Raw genomic sequence first — 15,504 nt, 5'->3', positions numbered from 1 at the left:
CCATGCTCGCAACCGCGCCCAGCAGTTCTCTCCGAGATAGCAGCATAGTCGTTAGGCCTTGTGCGGGACGACCTCGACCTTGACACAGGCATTGGGGTCGGTGACGATTCCGATGTTCTCCACCAGCTCCTCCAGGTTGAACTGATGGGAGATCAGGGAGGCGAAGTTGTAGTTCTTGCGCTGCTGATCCAGCACCTTGAGCACGGGCCGCCAGTTGGTACCACAGTGAAAGACCGAGTAGATATGAAGGTTCTTGGAGGCGATATGCCGCATCACGTCTAGCTCCACGGGCACGCCTAAGTCTACCCAGTTGCCTACCTCGATCACCGTCCCGCCCTTGCGCACCATCTGAAGCGCTTCGACAAAGGCTTCGGGCTCGCCTGCGGACTCAATCACCAAGTCCGGCCCAACGCCCTCGGTAAGCTCACGTGCCTGGGCGATGCGCTCCGCCGCTGTGGTGCTGGCCGCGTTGATGGTCACATCGGCGTAGAGTTCCTTTGCCTTGGCAAGACGCAGTTCCCCGAGGTCGGTGGCGATCCGCAGGCCCGCGCCGTGGATACTGGCCATGATCCCGTGCAGGATTCCCAGTGGCCCATTGCCTAGCACGGCCACGGAGTCGCCGGGGCCAAAGCCCTCTTTCACGGCGGGGAACGGCCCGGTCGCCTTGGCGAGCGAGTGGTAGGCGACGGCAAGTTCTTCGACGAAGACCGCGACATCCGTGGGCAGCTCCTCGGGGATTTTGAAGAGGTGCGTCCCTGGCATGACGTACATGTACTCCGACCAACCCCCTCGCAGAAACGGCGCGGTGTCGGCGTTGGGATGGAGGCCATAGGCCATGATCTGGTTCTCGCAGGTCGTGTTGTTGTAGTGGTTGCGGCAGTACCAGCACGTGCCACAGTTCACCTCGACCGCCACGGCCACCCGGTCGCCTATCTTTAAGAGCTGGTTGTCATAGTCCATCGTGCGGGCGGCAGTGTCGCCGATCTCGACAATCGTCCCGATAATCTCGTGTCCCCCAACATAGGGGAAGATGGACTTGCCACGAAGCTCCATGGCCTCGCCCTTGAAGATATGCTTGTCGGTGCCACAGACTCCCGTCATGTCGATCTTGAGAATCGCGGAGTCATGGTCGATAGTGGGGTAGGGATAGGTGCGGAGCTCCATGGCTCCCGGTGCCGTCATGGCGGCAGCTCTCACTGCATGCATCTGTTTTCTTTCTCCAGTGATTTCTATTGTTGCACAAGTATTCACGTGTTACTTCCTGAAAAAGGGAAGAAACCTGCGGTATCCTAAGGCAATGGAGCGATTCAACCCGTCCCGCCCTGACTTCTCGCCCTACGGTTTCAGTTGCGTGAGGTGGCAGCCCACAACCATGCCCCGTAGCGACCGGCACAATGAGATCGAGCTGAACCTGCTGGAGAGCGGAAGCGTTACCTACCTGATGGGTGGCCAGAAGGTGACAGTGCCTGCGGGGCGGCTGGCTGTTTTCTGGGCAGGCATTCCCCACCAGGTCGTTGCCTTCGAGGGACTCTCGGAGTACTTTGTCCTGACCCTGCCCCTCGTTTGGTTTCTCCAGTGGCGGCTCCCCGAGCATTTCACCCAAGCGATTCTCCGTGGAGGGATACTCCTAGAGCCCGGTTCAGACCGCCTCGCAATGGATCTACAGCAGCTCGTGCTGTGGAGCGACGATCTACAAAGTGGCTTAGCGGAACGCCGCGAGGCGAGTTTGCTGGAGATCCAGGCACGCCTACGACGGCTGGCTCTAAGCCTGGACGGGGAGAGTCTCAACGAGGCCGAAAGTATGCGTAAGGCTTCTTTGCGAATCGATGGGGAGTACCTAAGTAAGGCGGAGGAGATCGCCTGGTATATCGCACAAAACTACACCCATCCTCTCACAGCCGCGATAATTGGGCAGGAAGTAGGGCTCCATCCCAACTACGCGATGGCTCTGTTTCAGCAGACGTTCGGCACGACCTTGACCAAGTACCTAACGCAGCACCGGCTGGCGCATGCACAGCGTCTCCTGGTTACGACAGCAGATTCCATCCTTCACATTGCCCTTAGCTCTGGGTTTGGCTCGCTGAGTCGATTCAACGAAGCATTCCGTCAGAACTTCAGTTGCACGCCGCGGGAATATCGACAGACTCAATTGAGCACTGTCTATCCTGTGCACTAAAACAAACCATACTTCGATACTTCAAATCCCGCACCTTTTGCTGAACTTGACGCCTACTTTTCTGGGAAAAGTCCTATAGGGGGCTTTTTGCCCATCGCCCCGGAAAGGTATAGTTGGCTGAAATCTGCCCGTTCAGAGCACGGAAAACATTAATTAGCTATGTTTTCGTGACAAATCCGACTGTTCCGTATCCGTCAATACTTTTCGTGAGGTGGTCGTGATGAGAGTGAGGAAATCCAAAACCGCATCATGGCACCATCTGTGATCAACGGAAATCAGGTGATTTCCGTCACCGCAAGGAGTTGGGAAATGCCCAACTATACCTTTCCGGGGCGATGGGCAAAGAACCCCTATAGGCTAGGCGAGAAAACTAGCGAGTTTTTGGGGCTGGGGTTGGTGGCGTCCAGGAAGCCGTTTCAAGCTTCGTTCCCCCGGCCAGCAGGTCCCGCCCAGTCACGACTACGGTCTCGTCGCCCTTGAGCCCCTCGGTGACTTCGGTGAACTTGCCGTCGTCGAAGCCAATCTTGATCGGCACTCGTTTTGCCTTGCCGCCGTCATTGATAAAGACGAACTTGCCGGACTTGTCTGAGCCAATCGCCGCGCTCGGAAGGGCGATAACTTGCGGGTGGGTCTCTAGCGTGATCTTTACGGTGGCGTAGGTACCTGAGAACAGTGCCTTGGCCGTATTGCTCAGATCGACCTCCGCCAAGAGCGTCCGAGTCTTGGGATCAAGCGCGGTGGCGGTGCGCGAGACTCGCCCGGTCACGGGTTCTGCCAAGTTTCGCGCCTCGATCTTGACAGTAGTGCCGGTCTTGACCAGATCAGTCTCGGACTCGGGGACGTAGAAGCGAATCCGCACCGTGTTTGTTGTAGCGACAGTCAGGATTGGGTTCGCTTGGATAAACGCGCCGGGGTCGGCGTGGCGCTGGACGACCACTCCGTTGAAGGGAGCGCGAATCTGGCGATACTCGGCCTGCACCGCTAGCTTCTCGACAGCGCCCACCCCCGCTCCAACCTGGAAGCGACTCTCCTGCGTCTTTGCGGAAGCGACCTGCTCCTGTCCCTTACCCAGCTCGACCTCTGCCTGAGCTACTTTAAGTTGCTCACGTAGCGCCTCAACCTTTGCTTTTGCCGAGCGCACCTGCGCCTCAGATGCCTCTGCACTCGCTTCTAGCTGAGGAACGCGCTGCGCTGCTCCTTCCGCCTGCTGTTGCGCTGTCTCGACACGGGCACGAGCGGCCTGAAGCTGGCTGCCTGCTGCCACAACCCGACTCTTCGCGGCATCGCGCTTGCTCTTGGCGGTGTCCACGTCCTGCGCGGCGATGAGGCGCTTGTCCTTTTGGTAGATGCCATCCAATCGCCCAAAGGTCGCCTCAGCCAGCTCCAGCTCTGCCTGGGTCGCCTCTTTCTCCGATTCGGCCTTTGCCACCAATGCCCGAGCTTCTTCCACAGCACTCTTTGCCTGAGTGGCTTGGGTCTTCGCTTCCTGAATGGCTCCCGTTGCCTGCTTTACCAGCGCCTCTGAGCGCGACTGCTCGGCCTCCGCCTGTGCCAGCTCCGCTCTTGCCTTATCCACCTGAAGCCGCGTGCGCCGTGTTTCAATACCCGTGCGTTGCCGGGTCGCCTCGCTTCCCTTGGCTGATGCCTGCAGTGCGCTCAGGGCCTGCTCCGCCTGGCGCTTCTCGGCATCGAGTTCGGGGGCGCGAAGCGTCGCCAGGAGCTGCCCAGCACGAACGGTATCGCCTTCACGCACCAGCACTTGGTCAAGATAGCCGGGTACTTTAGCGTTGAGGGTCGCCTGTTCCCCTGCCACGATATCGCCGGGAAGCGTGAGCATTCGTGAGACATCGCGCTTCTCGGGCGTGATGACCTGAACCGGGACAATAGGAGCCGGTGCCGTGGCAGGTGCCTGAGCTGAGGTCTGCGGCGTGCAGCCAACCATCGTAAGACCGCTCAGTGCGGCGAATCCCAAGAGGAGCGTTTTCATAGTTCCGTTTCTCCGGTAAAGTGTCCGCTCTCCGGGTCGTCGGGGTCGAGCGAGGCGGTTCGTTTGGTGACGCGGCTTTGCACGAGGGCAAAGGCGGCGGGTAGGACAAAGAGGGTGGCGAGAGTAGCGGCGGCAAGTCCTCCGATGACCGCACGGCCTAGCGGGGCGGTCTGCGCACCACCCTCACCTAGACCTAGCGCCATGGGGACCATGCCCGCGATCATCGCAAGGCTTGTCATCAGGATCGGACGCAAACGGGAGGTTGCGCCTTCCACTGCCGCTTCTATCGCGCTTCTACCCTTCAGCCGTGACCGCTCGGCAAAGGTGACCAGAAGAATAGCATTGGCAACGGCGACGCCAACTGCCATGATCGCGCCCATGTAGGACTGGATATTGAGGCTTGTCCCCGTGAGCCGCAGTGAGAGAACCACACCCAGCACCACGGCGGGAAGTGAGACCAGCACGGTAAGGGCCAATCGAATAGACTGGAAGCTCGCCGCGAGAAGCAGCAGAATCACACCCACAGCTACCACAAATCCGCTCTGTAAACCATCGAGGAGCTCCGTTAATGTCGGTACTTGGCCACGAATCGCGAGCGTCGTTTTTGGTGGTGCGGGTCCTGCGGTCTTGACCGCCTTCTCCACTTGCGTTGCGACTCCTGCCAGGTCGCTGCTGGCGACGTTGGCGGTGAGCGTCACGATACGCTGAGAGTTGTAGCGGGCGTACTCACCGGGAGCCGTGCCTGGTGTGATGGTCGCCACGTCGCGCAGCAGTGCCGCCTGTCCTGACTTGCCTGCTACGGGGACGTTTTGCAGGCTCTCCAGGGAGTTCATCTGAGGGATTGGCAGGTCTACTTGCACCTGGTAGGCAATCCCAGACTTGGGATCTGCCCAGTAGTTGGGCACCGTAAACCGGCTCGACGACGTTGCGGGAACGGCGGAGCGGAGCACGTCGGCGGTCGTCATCCCAAGGCTCGCGGCTCGTTCGCGGTCCACGTTCACTTGGAGAGTTGGATAGTCTAGAGCCTGGCTAAACTGCAAGTCCCGGATCGCGGGAATCTTTGCCAGCTCGGTCTTGACCTTCTCAGCATAATCCCGCGCCACGGGCAGGCTCGGCGCGGCGATGGCAATCTCGATAGGCGTTGGCGAGCCGAAGCTCATGACGCGGCTGATGATATCCGCAGGCTCAAACGAGAGCGAAACACTTGGAAGCTCTCCCGCGAGCCGTGCCCGGAGGCGCTCTTTCAGCGGCTCCAGCGCGACGCCGGAGTGTTTCTTGAGCTGTACTTGCAAGACGGCTTCCTGTGGTCCGCCCGTCCAGAGGTGGATGAGATTGACCGGGAAGCTGGGCGGCTGGACTCCGATAAAGCCCAGTGTCGCCTCGATATTCTTATCGCCCGCCTCAGCTTTCACCGTATCCAGCGCCCGGAGCGCGTACTCCTCGGTCTTCTCGATGCGCGTCCCGGCAGGTGCTCGGAGGCGTAGCTGGAGCTGGCCGCCATCCACACGGGGGAAGATCTCGGTCGCGATTCCGCGCCCAAAAGTGATTAGCATTCCAATGGTGATAAGCAAGTAGAGCCCAAGGACCGCCCCCCGTGCTTTGACGAGCGCTTCCAGAAGTCCGGCGAATCGGCTCGGCCCGGCTTGCTTTTCCTCGGCATGGTCTTTTTTGAGAATCCAGACGGAGAGCACAGGGACGAGCGTGCTGGAAAGGAGCCACGACGCTACCATCGCAAAGCCGACCGCCAGCGACAGAGGCGTGAAGAGCGCCTTGGCTGCGCCGGTCATGAAGAGCGCCGGGGTGAAAACGGCCAGGATACAGAGCATCGCCAGCAGGCGCGGCGCAGCGGTCTCGGAGGCGGCGAGCTTGGCGGCGCGGGCAAGGGTCGCCCCACGCGAGTGGTGTGCATGAAGGTTCTCTATGGTGACCGTCGCCTCATCCACCAAGATTCCCACGGCGAGTGCGAGGCCACCCAGTGTCATGAGGTTGACAGTCTGTCCGCTCAGCCACAGGCCGATGAGGGCTGCGAGGAGCGCCAGCGGGATATTGAGCACCACAACCAGCGCACTACGAAAGTCGCGCAGAAAGAGCAGAACCATCAGGCCAGTAAGCAGTGCCCCCAAGACACTCTCCGTGAAGAGGTTGGAGATAGCCCCGGTGACGTAGGGCGATTGGTCAAAGGCATACGAGACGGTGACGCCCTCGGGTAGGACGGCCTGGAACTTTGCCATGTTGGCCTTGACCAGCTCGACCACAGTGAGCGTAGACGCATCGGCGCGCTTGGTGACCGGAATGTAGACCGTGCGCTTTCCATTGACCAGCGCGATCCCTGTCTGGATGTCCGAGCCGTCTTCTACGGTGGCGACATCGCGGATATAGACCATAGGCCCGCCCCCGACACTGGCGCGGATCGGGACGCTCTCCAGCTCTTTTACCGCTCCCACGGTCGCATTAGTTGGGACAATAGGCATCTTGGAGCCGATGCGGATATTGCCCGAGGGAGCGATGACATTGGCATTAGCCACCGCGGCGACGACCTCATCAGGCGAGACTTTGTAAGCGCGGAGCTTGTCGGGGTCGGCATGGACGACAACGGAGCGAGCGGAGCCTCCAAACGGGGGCGGTGCCGAAACGCCGGGCAGGGTGGCAAAGAGGGGGCGAACCCGGTTGAGGGCCGCATCCTGAAGCTCCGCCACGGTACGGTTCTCCGACGTGAAGACGAGGTTGCCGACCGGGACGCTGCCCGCATCGAAGCGGGTCACGAACGGCGGAACTGTTCCCGGTGGCATGAAGGCGCGGGCACGATTGACATAGGAGATCGTCTCCGCCATCGCCTGGCCCATGTTGGTACCCGGATGGAACTGGAGCTTGATGAGCGCGGCTCCCTGAATCGACTTACTCTCGACGTGCTCGATGCCTGCGATATAGAGAAAGTGGTACTCGTAGTAGTAGGTGACAAACCCATCCATCTGCACCGGATCGAGGCCACCGTAGGGCTGCGCCACATAGATTACGGGGACACCCAGATCCGGGAAGATATCTCGTGGCATCCGCTTCAGAGCGACAAAGGCAGTCAGAACTAGCCCGACAACCAGCGCCATAATTGTGAGAGGGCGGCGCAGAGCCGCCGTGGTTAAGTTCATCGCGCCGTCTCCTTGGCAAGGGTGGTGCCGGTCGCCCAGCTCAGTGTGGCGCGAGCTAGCGCCAGTGCTTCCTCGGCATTGACCAGAGCGAGCTTGGCCTTGAGTACCTGTGCCTCGGCATCGGTCAGCTCCACTAGTGTGCTGAGCTGGAGACGATAGCGCTCCTGAGCAAGCTGGAGCGCCGCCGAAGCTGCCTCAATCTGCGCTTTCGTGGCTGTAAGCTGCGCCTCGCGGGTCTGGACATCGAGCCAAGCCCGAGTCACCTGGAGCTTTACGTTCTCTAGTGCCTCGCGCTCTTGCGCCGCGTAGGCATCACGTCTGCGCTCCTCTTCGGTGATGCGCCCTTCGACAGCACCTCCCGTGCTGAGAGGAAGCGTAATAGCCACCGCCACCCCGAGATTCTGGTTGTTACGAATAAGTGTCCCTGGATTGACCGCACCGAGGCTCGCGATACCATCCACTCTGAGCCGAAGCTCTCGTCTTAAACTCGCGGCGGCTTCTTCGGCGGAGCGCCGCTGCAAAGCGATTCCCTTCAGCTCAGGGCGCTGGCTCTGGGCAAGGGTAAGTGCCTTCTCCAGCGTCTCAGGGAGAGCAAGCGTGGGGGCCGTTTCCAGTAAGTACCCCGTTAAGCTCGTCTCGCCCATGGCGTTGTTGAGCTGGGCGAAGCTGGCCTGAATGTCATTGCCCGTTCCTGCCAGAATCCCCTTCGCCTCGGCGACATTGGCAGTAGCAAGGAGGGAGTCCACCTCGGACTTGATGCCGCCCTCCGCAAACGCCTTCGCCTGCATCGCCGTCGCCTCGCGTTGCCGTAGATTTTCTTTTTGAATCGTATCGAGGCGCTGGGCACGGAGCACAGCAAAGTAGCTCTGCTGAACCGCGAGTAGTATCTGAGCCTTCTGGGTTTCCGTATCGGCTTCCAGGGCGAGAGCGGCATTGGTGCGGCTAGCAACAAGCAAGCGCGTTCGGCCATCGTCAAAGAGGTTCTGGGAGAGATTCAGCCCACCGCCAAACTGCCTTTTCACTGGATCGCCTGCCATACCCTGAACCCCAAGCGGCGGCACTCCATTGAGGCCAGGGTTGTTGAGCGGACCGAACGCTGGCGCTCCCGTCGGCCCTCTGCTTGCGACACCCTGGAGAGAGAGCGACGGCTGTTGTCCCGATCTCGCCTGCGTGACGCGGGCTTGGGAGGATGCCGTAAGTGCCTCTGCCTTTTGAAGCTGAGCATGCTTTTTGAGTGCTGCCTGCATCGCTGCTGAAAGCGAAAGCGGCTGCGCTTGTGTCTGTGCCTGCACCGAGGCGATATTGCTTGTCAGCAGAAGAGCGCAGAGCAGGGCAGGCAAGCTCCTACGATTCCTGCCGGTATTCTTTGTTGTGCCTAACATCTCTCCATGGGCTTTCCTCGGGATTCTGGCGATTGAGGGCATTGTATCGGATAATGATATTGGCAAACATGAAGAACACCGACCACGACGAAAAAATCTCTACACCTGAGGGGGAAGCCTTCGCAGTGGATCACTTGGTGCGTGAGATATTCCTGGCTTTCGTAAAGGTGCACCTGCTCCACCATGCTGCTGAGGCCCCTATCTATGGCATCGAGATGATCGACGAACTGACCCACCACGGTTACAAGATTGGGCCAGGGACGATCTACCCAACGTTACATCGCCTCCGGAGCAAGGGGTACTTGACCGAGGAAAAGCGCGTTGTAAATGGCAAGGTGCGCAAGTACTATCACATCACGGAGCTGGGACGCGAAGCCCTCAGCCAGCTTCGGCCCAAAGTGCGTGAGCTTGTCGGCGAAGTACTGGAAGAGAGAGAGAACACATGAAAATTCAAAAAACGGCTCCGGCATATCCACAAGGTAGCCTGCTGGTCGAGCCTGAGTGGCTGGCAGCGCACAGCGCCGATAAGAACCTGCGTATCGTGGACATGCGTAGCGAGAAAGCCTACGCCGCAGGCCATATCCCCGGTGCGGTCCGTATCGAAGACAAGCCGCTGCGCAACCCGGAAGAGCGCTTGACCTACCTGCCGCGCCCTGAGGTCTTCACGGAACTGATGAACCGAGCAGGTATCGGTAACCAGACCGATGTTGTGATCTACGACGATGAGGGGGGGAAGCTCGCGGCAAGGCTCTGGTACTTGCTCCATGCCTTCGGGCACTCACGAAGCACGCTTCTCAACGGCGGTTGGCAGAAATGGACAGCCCAGAGCCGCCCGATCTCGACTGAAGCTACGGTAGTTCCCTCGGCTCGCTACCAGGTCAAAGCTATCCCCGACATGACCTGCGCACTGCCCCAGCTCCTTACGCGAAAGCCAGGAGTGATCGTCTTAGATGTGCGCTCCCCCGACGAGTACAGTGCCAAGGTGATCTCACCGGGAGCCAAGCAAGAGGGGCGTATTCCCGGTGCGGTCAATGTGGAGTGGAAAGAGAACGTCACCGGCCCCAACTTAGAGTTCAAACCCGCCGGAGAGCTGCTCGCGATGTACGCCGCCAAGGGCATTACGCCCAGCCAAGAGATCATCGTCCACTGCGCGGCGGGTGGCCGAGCTGCTCAGTCACTCTTCACTCTGCGGCTCCTTGGCTTCAAGAAAATCAGGGTTTACTACGGCTCGTTTGCGGACTACTCGGCGCTCCCCAACGTCCCCATAGAGAAACCCAACGTCCTTATAGATAAGTAGAATGCCGCACCGAACTCGACCGAGATTGCATCACACTGCCTTCCTTGCAACTTGGCGTGGTGATGGTCATTCGATTCTGACGATAACCTTGCCCTTGGCGCGTCCTGTTTCGACGTAAGCCAGTGCCTCCTGCGTTTCCTCGAACGGAAAGACCCGGTCAACGATGGGGTGGATAGCACTACAATCGATGAGCGTGGTTATCTCACGCAACTGACTGCCGCTGGCTTTCATGAACAGAAAGGAGTAGCCGACCCCGAGTCCCTGGGCCTTCTTTCGGACGCCCGAACTCAGCAGACGCATGACAGGTTTTAAGAACCAAGGGAGTCCCATAGCTTCGGCGAATGCGGGATCAGGCGGACCGGAAATAGAGATGAGCTTTCCACCGGGCTTCAACACTCTCAGGGATTTAACGAGCGTCGCGTTGTCCTGGCTATTGAGGACGACATCGTAGTCTTTCAGAACGCTTTCGAAATCCTCCTTCTTGTAGTCGATGACAAGATCCGCACCGAGACCTTTCACCCACTCGACATTCGCTGTGCTCGTCGTTGTCGCCACAAACGCTCCCAGATGCTTTGCCAGCTGAATCGCGAAGGTTCCGACACCTCCGGAGCCCGCCTGGATGAAAACCTTCTGCCCTGCTCTGAGGTTCGCTTTCTCTACCAAGGCTTGCCAGGCGGTCAGGCCGACCAGCGGAACCGAGGCCGCCTCTTCCATGGTGAGCGTTTCTGGCTTGAGCGCCAGCGAGTCTTCCCGGATGGCGATGCGCTCCGCGAACGCGCCAATGCGAAAGTCATCGGGGCGGGAGTAGACCGCATCCCCTGGCTTAAATCGGCGTACCCGTGCCCCGACTTTGACGACGACGCCCGCGACATCATGCCCTAGGATCAGTGGTAAGCAATAGGGTAGGAGGGGCTTGAACTCGCCACTCTTGATCTTTGCATCCAGCAGATTCACACTGGCAGCATGCACCTTGACCAGAACTTCGTCCTCGCGCAGCTCAGGCTCAGGCATCTCGCCAAGTCGTAGAGGGCTCTTTTTCCCATATCGTTCAAGTATAAATGCTTTCATGATCTACGCCTCCAGTCTCAGGTCTTTTCGGAGACCAACATCTAGCAGACTGGCGGGCGCGAATCGGCGAAGCAATCGCAGGCGGGCCGCGAGCTTGCCAGCCGTGTACCGGGGTTTTGGATGCTCTGCGAGAGCAACCTTCAGCACGACATCTGCTACTATGCTGGGCTGGTCTGCGGTCTCCATAACCTCCTTTATCCTCTTAGTAACATCGGCGCGAACCGCGTGATACACATCGAGCTTGGAGTCGGGTTCCAGGAAGTGGGAATCGAAGGGCGTCTTTGTGTAGGCGGGCTCAATGATCGAGACGCGAATGCCTCTCGTGCGCAGCTCGTGATCGAGCGATTCTGAATACCCCTCTAGGGCGTGCTTGGTTGCGGAGTAGAGTGCTCCATACGGCATCGGCAAGATCCCCAGCACGGAGCCCATGTTGATGATGCGTCCACTTCCCTGCTTCCGCATGTGAGGGACAACGGCCCGCGTCATCCGGACGATCCCAAAGAAATTCGTATCGAAAATGGCCTTAGCCTGTTCAACGGAGCTCTCTTCAGCCCCACCAGGCGCGACGCTGAAACCTGCATTGTTGACAAGGAGATCGATACGCCCCTCCCGCCGGATGATCTCCCGAACAGCGGCCTCGACAGATTCATCACTGGTCACATCGAGGCTCAGCATCTCGAACGACCTCTGGCCCGGCTGACCGCCTCGCCGACTGGTGCCGTAGACCTTGTAGCCCACCTTGGCGAGCCTCTCTGCGGTCGCCTCGCCAATACCCGATGAAGCGCCGGTTACCAAAGCGACGCGTGTAGTGTTCTTGCTCAAAAGATTGCTTTCCCTTTTAGGGTTGTTTTCCCCGTGTAAACGTGTTACTATCGTTTCGATAGTAACTATACAGTCAATCTCACGAAAAGTCACTACTAAAACGATATGGACAAAAAATATTTATCTACCCCCTCTAACGCCGCCTGTCCCGTCGCACGCAGCCTCGCCGTGCTGGGCGATACCTGGAGCCTGCTGATTCTGCGCGATGCCCACGCGGGCATCACGCGCTTCGATCAGTTCCGCAAGAATCTGGGGATTGCCCCGACGATGCTGACGAAGCGGCTGGCGACGTTGACTGATGAGGGCTTGCTTGAGAAGCGTCGTTATTCAGAGCATCCGCCTCGTGAGGAATACGTCTTGAGTGTTGCAGGTCGAGATTTTTTGCCGGTGCTGTTCCTGATCGGTGCCTGGGGACGTAAGCACCGGGGCGAGGGCAAGCTGGTGCGCTTCTTCGATGCGGAGACGGAAACAGAAATAAAGCCTGTCGCCGTTGATGAGGCCACGGGTGCGAAGATCGGAACGCGCCCGATACGCATCGTTATGCCCGAGGAACCCGATTGTGTTGAATGACAGTATCTGGCAAATCCAAAAGAATATTTACTCACTGAGATACATGAGGTAGCAGTGGGTAGACGTCCATATTAAGAAAATGTTAAGAGGCAGAGATTTTCGGGGCACACTTTAATCTTTTAATGGCCAGCAACGGGTATTAATACTCCATGAAACGGAGTGCCTTCACCCTCATCGAATTACTTGTGGTTATCGCCATTATCGCGATCCTCGCCGCCATTCTCTTTCCGGTCTTCGCTCAAGCACGGGAGAAGGCACGTCAGACCGCTTGTCTCTCAAACTCCAAACAGCTTGGCACCGCACTGATGATGTACGCCCAAGACTACGATGGAGCCATGATGAAGAACACTTATGACAAGGCCACTCCACGCTCGGGGTTCTGGCCTTTGGTGCTAATGCCTTATGTGAAAAACACGCAGGTCTTCCTCTGTCCCTCCGATTCTGCCCCTGCAAAGCTAGATGTAAAAGATAGCAGCGGTGTCACTGTCACAGTCGCATCTTCCTACATACCCAACTACAATGTCGTCTCTGAGTGGAATTACGTTCCGCCTACGGAGAGTGCTGTCACGGCTCCAGCAAGCCTGGTGGTCTTCGCGGAACGCCGCTCCCAGCTCGCCAACGGCACCGCGATTGCAGCGCACAAGGGAATCACGGCATTCCTTCCTCAAGCCTGTCCAGGCTGGACACTTGGTGTGGAGTACCGCCAAGCAACGATGGCCGATGCGACCACAACCCTAGTAGGCACTGCCGATAAGCCCGAGATCGTGCGAGTAAAGTGGGATCGGCACAGCGGCGGTGCAAACTATACCTTCCTCGATGGCCATGCCAAGTGGATGCGCCTAGAGCAGACACTAAGCCCGAGTAACTTCCTCTGGGGTGACAAGTGGTACCCAGCCCTCGAGCCTTTCGGTAGCTGCCCTGGATAAGACGAGAAAAGCTCTCCGTGCAATCTGGACTGTCCCCAGAAAAGTGCGTGGCGAGTTAAGCAATAGTGTCTCCAACCGAGCCATTGGTGATGTCATCTAAACGACCCGTTTCTTGGTATGTCTGGTCGAGTCTCGGTGGGGGAGCGAGCTGCGCCGCCCGCTCCCTGAGCTCTTAGGCATGCACTGTACGAGAAACCCATCTACCAAATCTTCGTACCAAAGAACCGCCCACCTCTTGAGTTACCTGGACTTTCTGCCGACCTCCAGCTGGAGGACTCTCATGCTCATTGGATATGCACGCGTCTCAACGCACGAACAGAACCTGGATCTTCAGATGGATGCTCTCAAAGCCGCAGGCTGCGAGCAAATCTTCACCGATACGGCTAGCGGAGCCAAGACAGATCGCCCAGGTCTGGCGTCGGCGCTGGAGCTCTGCCGCAAGGAGGACACACCTGTCGTCTGGAAGCTGGATCGCCTGGGGCGGTCGCTGCCGCATCTCGTCGAGACGGTTCGTGACCTAGTGGACAAGGGAGTGGGTTTCAAGAGCCTCCAGGAGAGCATCGACACCACGACGAGCGGTGGCAAGCTCATCTTCCACCTCTTCGCCTCGCTGGCCGAGTTCGAGCGCGACATCATCCGAGAGCGCACTAAGGCGGGGCTGGTAGCCGCGCGTGCCCGAGGGCGTATTGGCGGTCGGCCCAAGGGAGTTAATACCAAGAAGCAGAAGGCAGCGTTGGCCCTGAAAGCCAATCCCCAGTACAGCATCCGGGAGATCTGCGAGATCGTGGGAATCTCCAGAAACACCTACTACAAGTACACTCGGCAGGGGTAAAACAGGGGGCTGATAGGTTGACATTTATCCAGTCAGTGGATAATATCTATCCAGATAGATCGGATAATTCCCTCACAAATGCTCTACTCACGTCACCTCAAACCACTCATCGAAGCTGCCTGCCAGGACACACCGGTCGTCTTGGTCAATGGCGCTCGCCAGACAGGAAAGACGACTCTTGCGAGAGAGGTTCTCGCTGCAGAGTCGGAGGGGACTTATCTCACTCTCGATGATGCCACCACTTTGGCGACAGCCAAAGCCGACCCCACAGGCTTTATCCAAAACCTTCCTGAGCGCGTCATTCTCGATGAGGTGCAGCACTGCCCGGAGCTGTTTCCTGCCATCAAGGTCAGTGTCGACAATAACCGCAAGCCGGGGCGTTTTCTGCTTACGGGCTCCGCCAATATCCTCCTGTTGCCCAAGCTATCCGAGTCGCTAGCGGGGCGAATGGAGGTGCTCACCCTTTGGCCTCTCTCTCAAAGCGAGCTGGAAGTGGGGGGGACAAGTGGGATCGTGGATGCGCTCTTTGAGGAGGAGCTAACAGTCCGCACCCTGCCTGCCCTCCCACGTGAGGAGCTGATACGGCGGATTCTTCTGGGGGGCTATCCCGAACCAGTTCAGCGTATTAACGAGGCTCGTCGTCGCCAGTGGTTTGCTTCGTATCTGACCACGATCCTTCAGCGTGATATTCGGGACCTGGCCAATATCGACGGCCTCACTAGTATCCCTACACTTCTAGGACTGCTTGCCGCGCGCACGTCGAACCTACTCAATGTCACTGAGCTCTCCAGCACCTTGGCGATGCCCTATGCCACTGTGCACCGCTATCTGGCGCTTCTAGAGGCGACCTTTTTGGTGGGGCGTTTGCCTGCTTGGTCGGGGAACCTGGGGGCACGGTTGGTAAAGACCCCCAAGATCGTGATGAGCGACACGGGGCTTGCCTGCCATCTGCTAGGGCTCGATGCCAAGCGCCTAGATCGGGATGGCGTGACCTTGGGAATGTTGCTGGAGACCTTGGTGGTGATGGAGCTGAGGAAGCAGGCGGGTTGGAGTGAGCTGGCTCCTGCGCTGTTCCACTGGCGCACGCAGACGCGGCAGGAAGTCGATCTGGTGCTGGAGACGCGTAGCGGGGATGTGGTCGGGGTCGAGGTGAAGGCTGCCTCGACGGTGAACCCTGCTGATTTCAAGGGACTGCGTGCTCTTCAAGAGGCGCTTGGGACTCGGTTTATCCGCGGTGTGTTGTTCTACAGTGGAGAGACGCTTCTCCCGTTTGGCGAGGGACTCTACGCCGTTCCTCTCTC

Annotated in this window: 13 protein-coding genes; 7 read left to right on the top strand and 6 right to left on the bottom strand. The window is 58.7% G+C overall.

Features of this window, described 5'->3' with window-relative positions:
* Positions 1-51 precede the first annotated feature (51 nt).
* On the bottom strand, positions 52-1,206 hold the full coding sequence (locus HNQ39_RS28040) for a zinc-dependent alcohol dehydrogenase (protein WP_221290408.1): 1,155 nt from the start codon (positions 1,204-1,206) through the stop codon (positions 52-54).
* 166 nt (positions 1,207-1,372) lie between these two features.
* Between HNQ39_RS28040 and HNQ39_RS28035 the strand changes: the two genes are divergently transcribed.
* Positions 1,373-2,176 (top strand): helix-turn-helix domain-containing protein, encoded by an 804-nt coding sequence (locus HNQ39_RS28035; RefSeq protein WP_221290406.1) that lies wholly within the window; start codon positions 1,373-1,375, stop codon positions 2,174-2,176.
* A gap of 370 nt (positions 2,177-2,546) precedes the next feature.
* Here HNQ39_RS28035 and HNQ39_RS28030 read toward each other — a convergent pair whose 3' ends face one another.
* The 3 genes from HNQ39_RS28030 to HNQ39_RS28020 are packed head-to-tail and all read right to left on the bottom strand — an operon-like array spanning position 2,547 to position 8,553.
* Positions 2,547-4,163: an efflux RND transporter periplasmic adaptor subunit gene (locus HNQ39_RS28030; RefSeq protein WP_184203914.1), complete on the bottom strand. Its 1,617-nt coding sequence runs from the start codon at positions 4,161-4,163 to the stop codon at positions 2,547-2,549.
* Positions 4,160-7,306, bottom strand: a complete 3,147-nt coding sequence (locus HNQ39_RS28025; RefSeq protein WP_184203913.1) for an efflux RND transporter permease subunit — start codon at positions 7,304-7,306, stop codon at positions 4,160-4,162. The genes HNQ39_RS28030 and HNQ39_RS28025 overlap by 4 nt, the downstream gene beginning before the upstream one ends.
* Positions 7,303-8,553, bottom strand: a complete 1,251-nt coding sequence (locus HNQ39_RS28020; protein ID WP_246386311.1) for a TolC family protein — start codon at positions 8,551-8,553, stop codon at positions 7,303-7,305. The genes HNQ39_RS28025 and HNQ39_RS28020 overlap by 4 nt, the downstream gene beginning before the upstream one ends.
* Positions 8,554-8,756: 203 nt before the next feature.
* Between HNQ39_RS28020 and HNQ39_RS28015 the strand changes: the two genes are divergently transcribed.
* Positions 8,757-9,134 carry a PadR family transcriptional regulator gene (locus HNQ39_RS28015; RefSeq protein ID WP_184203911.1) on the top strand — a complete coding sequence of 126 codons (378 nt, stop codon included), beginning with the start codon at positions 8,757-8,759 and terminating at the stop codon, positions 9,132-9,134.
* The gene (locus HNQ39_RS28010; protein ID WP_184203910.1) at positions 9,131-9,985 is read left to right on the top strand and encodes a sulfurtransferase; all 855 of its coding nucleotides are present in this window, start codon (positions 9,131-9,133) and stop codon (positions 9,983-9,985) included. Before HNQ39_RS28015 ends, HNQ39_RS28010 begins: the two co-directional genes overlap by 4 nt.
* 66 nt (positions 9,986-10,051) lie before the next feature.
* Here HNQ39_RS28010 and HNQ39_RS28005 read toward each other — a convergent pair whose 3' ends face one another.
* Together HNQ39_RS28005 and HNQ39_RS28000 are read right to left on the bottom strand one after the other, a co-directional pair.
* Positions 10,052-11,053 (bottom strand): NADP-dependent oxidoreductase, encoded by a 1,002-nt coding sequence (locus tag HNQ39_RS28005; protein WP_184203909.1) that lies wholly within the window; start codon positions 11,051-11,053, stop codon positions 10,052-10,054.
* 3 nt (positions 11,054-11,056) lie between these two features.
* A complete protein-coding gene (locus HNQ39_RS28000; protein WP_184203908.1) occupies positions 11,057-11,875 on the bottom strand; it encodes an oxidoreductase in 819 nt (272 codons plus the stop codon).
* Between the two features lie 105 nt (positions 11,876-11,980).
* On the opposite strand from HNQ39_RS28000, the gene HNQ39_RS27995 reads away from it, so the two are divergent.
* The 4 genes from HNQ39_RS27995 to HNQ39_RS27980 form a co-directional block, all read left to right on the top strand.
* Complete coding sequence (locus HNQ39_RS27995) at positions 11,981-12,445, top strand: winged helix-turn-helix transcriptional regulator (protein WP_184203907.1); 465 nt, start codon at positions 11,981-11,983, stop codon at positions 12,443-12,445.
* 149 nt (positions 12,446-12,594) lie between these two features.
* Positions 12,595-13,371: a DUF1559 family PulG-like putative transporter gene (locus HNQ39_RS27990; RefSeq protein ID WP_184203906.1), complete on the top strand. Its 777-nt coding sequence runs from the start codon at positions 12,595-12,597 to the stop codon at positions 13,369-13,371.
* 280 nt (positions 13,372-13,651) lie between these two features.
* On the top strand, positions 13,652-14,203 hold the full coding sequence (locus HNQ39_RS27985; protein ID WP_184203905.1) for a recombinase family protein: 552 nt from the start codon (positions 13,652-13,654) through the stop codon (positions 14,201-14,203).
* 78 nt (positions 14,204-14,281) lie between these two features.
* A partial coding sequence (locus HNQ39_RS27980; protein ID WP_184203904.1) for an ATP-binding protein occupies positions 14,282-15,504 on the top strand: 1,223 nt, incomplete at its 3' end.

The organism is Armatimonas rosea (assembly GCF_014202505.1).
In the GTDB taxonomy this organism is placed as follows: domain Bacteria; phylum Armatimonadota; class Armatimonadia; order Armatimonadales; family Armatimonadaceae; genus Armatimonas; species Armatimonas rosea.
This window is presented reverse-complemented; position numbering and strand designations above follow the sequence as displayed.

Excerpts from the sequence above, each read along its gene's own strand:
- HNQ39_RS28040 (WP_221290408.1), bottom strand. The coding sequence starts at position 1,206 with ATGCATGCAGTGAGAGCTGCCGCCATGACGGCACCGGGAGCCATGGAG.
- HNQ39_RS28035 (WP_221290406.1), top strand. The coding sequence starts at position 1,373 with ATGCCCCGTAGCGACCGGCACAATGAGATCGAGCTGAACCTGCTGGAG.
- HNQ39_RS28030 (WP_184203914.1), bottom strand. The coding sequence starts at position 4,163 with ATGAAAACGCTCCTCTTGGGATTCGCCGCACTGAGCGGTCTTACGATG.
- HNQ39_RS28025 (WP_184203913.1), bottom strand. The coding sequence starts at position 7,306 with ATGAACTTAACCACGGCGGCTCTGCGCCGCCCTCTCACAATTATGGCG.
- HNQ39_RS28020 (WP_246386311.1), bottom strand. The coding sequence starts at position 8,553 with ATGCAGGCAGCACTCAAAAAGCATGCTCAGCTTCAAAAGGCAGAGGCA.
- HNQ39_RS28015 (WP_184203911.1), top strand. The coding sequence starts at position 8,757 with ATGAAGAACACCGACCACGACGAAAAAATCTCTACACCTGAGGGGGAA.
- HNQ39_RS28010 (WP_184203910.1), top strand. The coding sequence starts at position 9,131 with ATGAAAATTCAAAAAACGGCTCCGGCATATCCACAAGGTAGCCTGCTG.
- HNQ39_RS28005 (WP_184203909.1), bottom strand. The coding sequence starts at position 11,053 with ATGAAAGCATTTATACTTGAACGATATGGGAAAAAGAGCCCTCTACGA.
- HNQ39_RS27995 (WP_184203907.1), top strand. The coding sequence starts at position 11,981 with ATGGACAAAAAATATTTATCTACCCCCTCTAACGCCGCCTGTCCCGTC.
- HNQ39_RS27990 (WP_184203906.1), top strand. The coding sequence starts at position 12,595 with ATGAAACGGAGTGCCTTCACCCTCATCGAATTACTTGTGGTTATCGCC.
- HNQ39_RS27985 (WP_184203905.1), top strand. The coding sequence starts at position 13,652 with ATGCTCATTGGATATGCACGCGTCTCAACGCACGAACAGAACCTGGAT.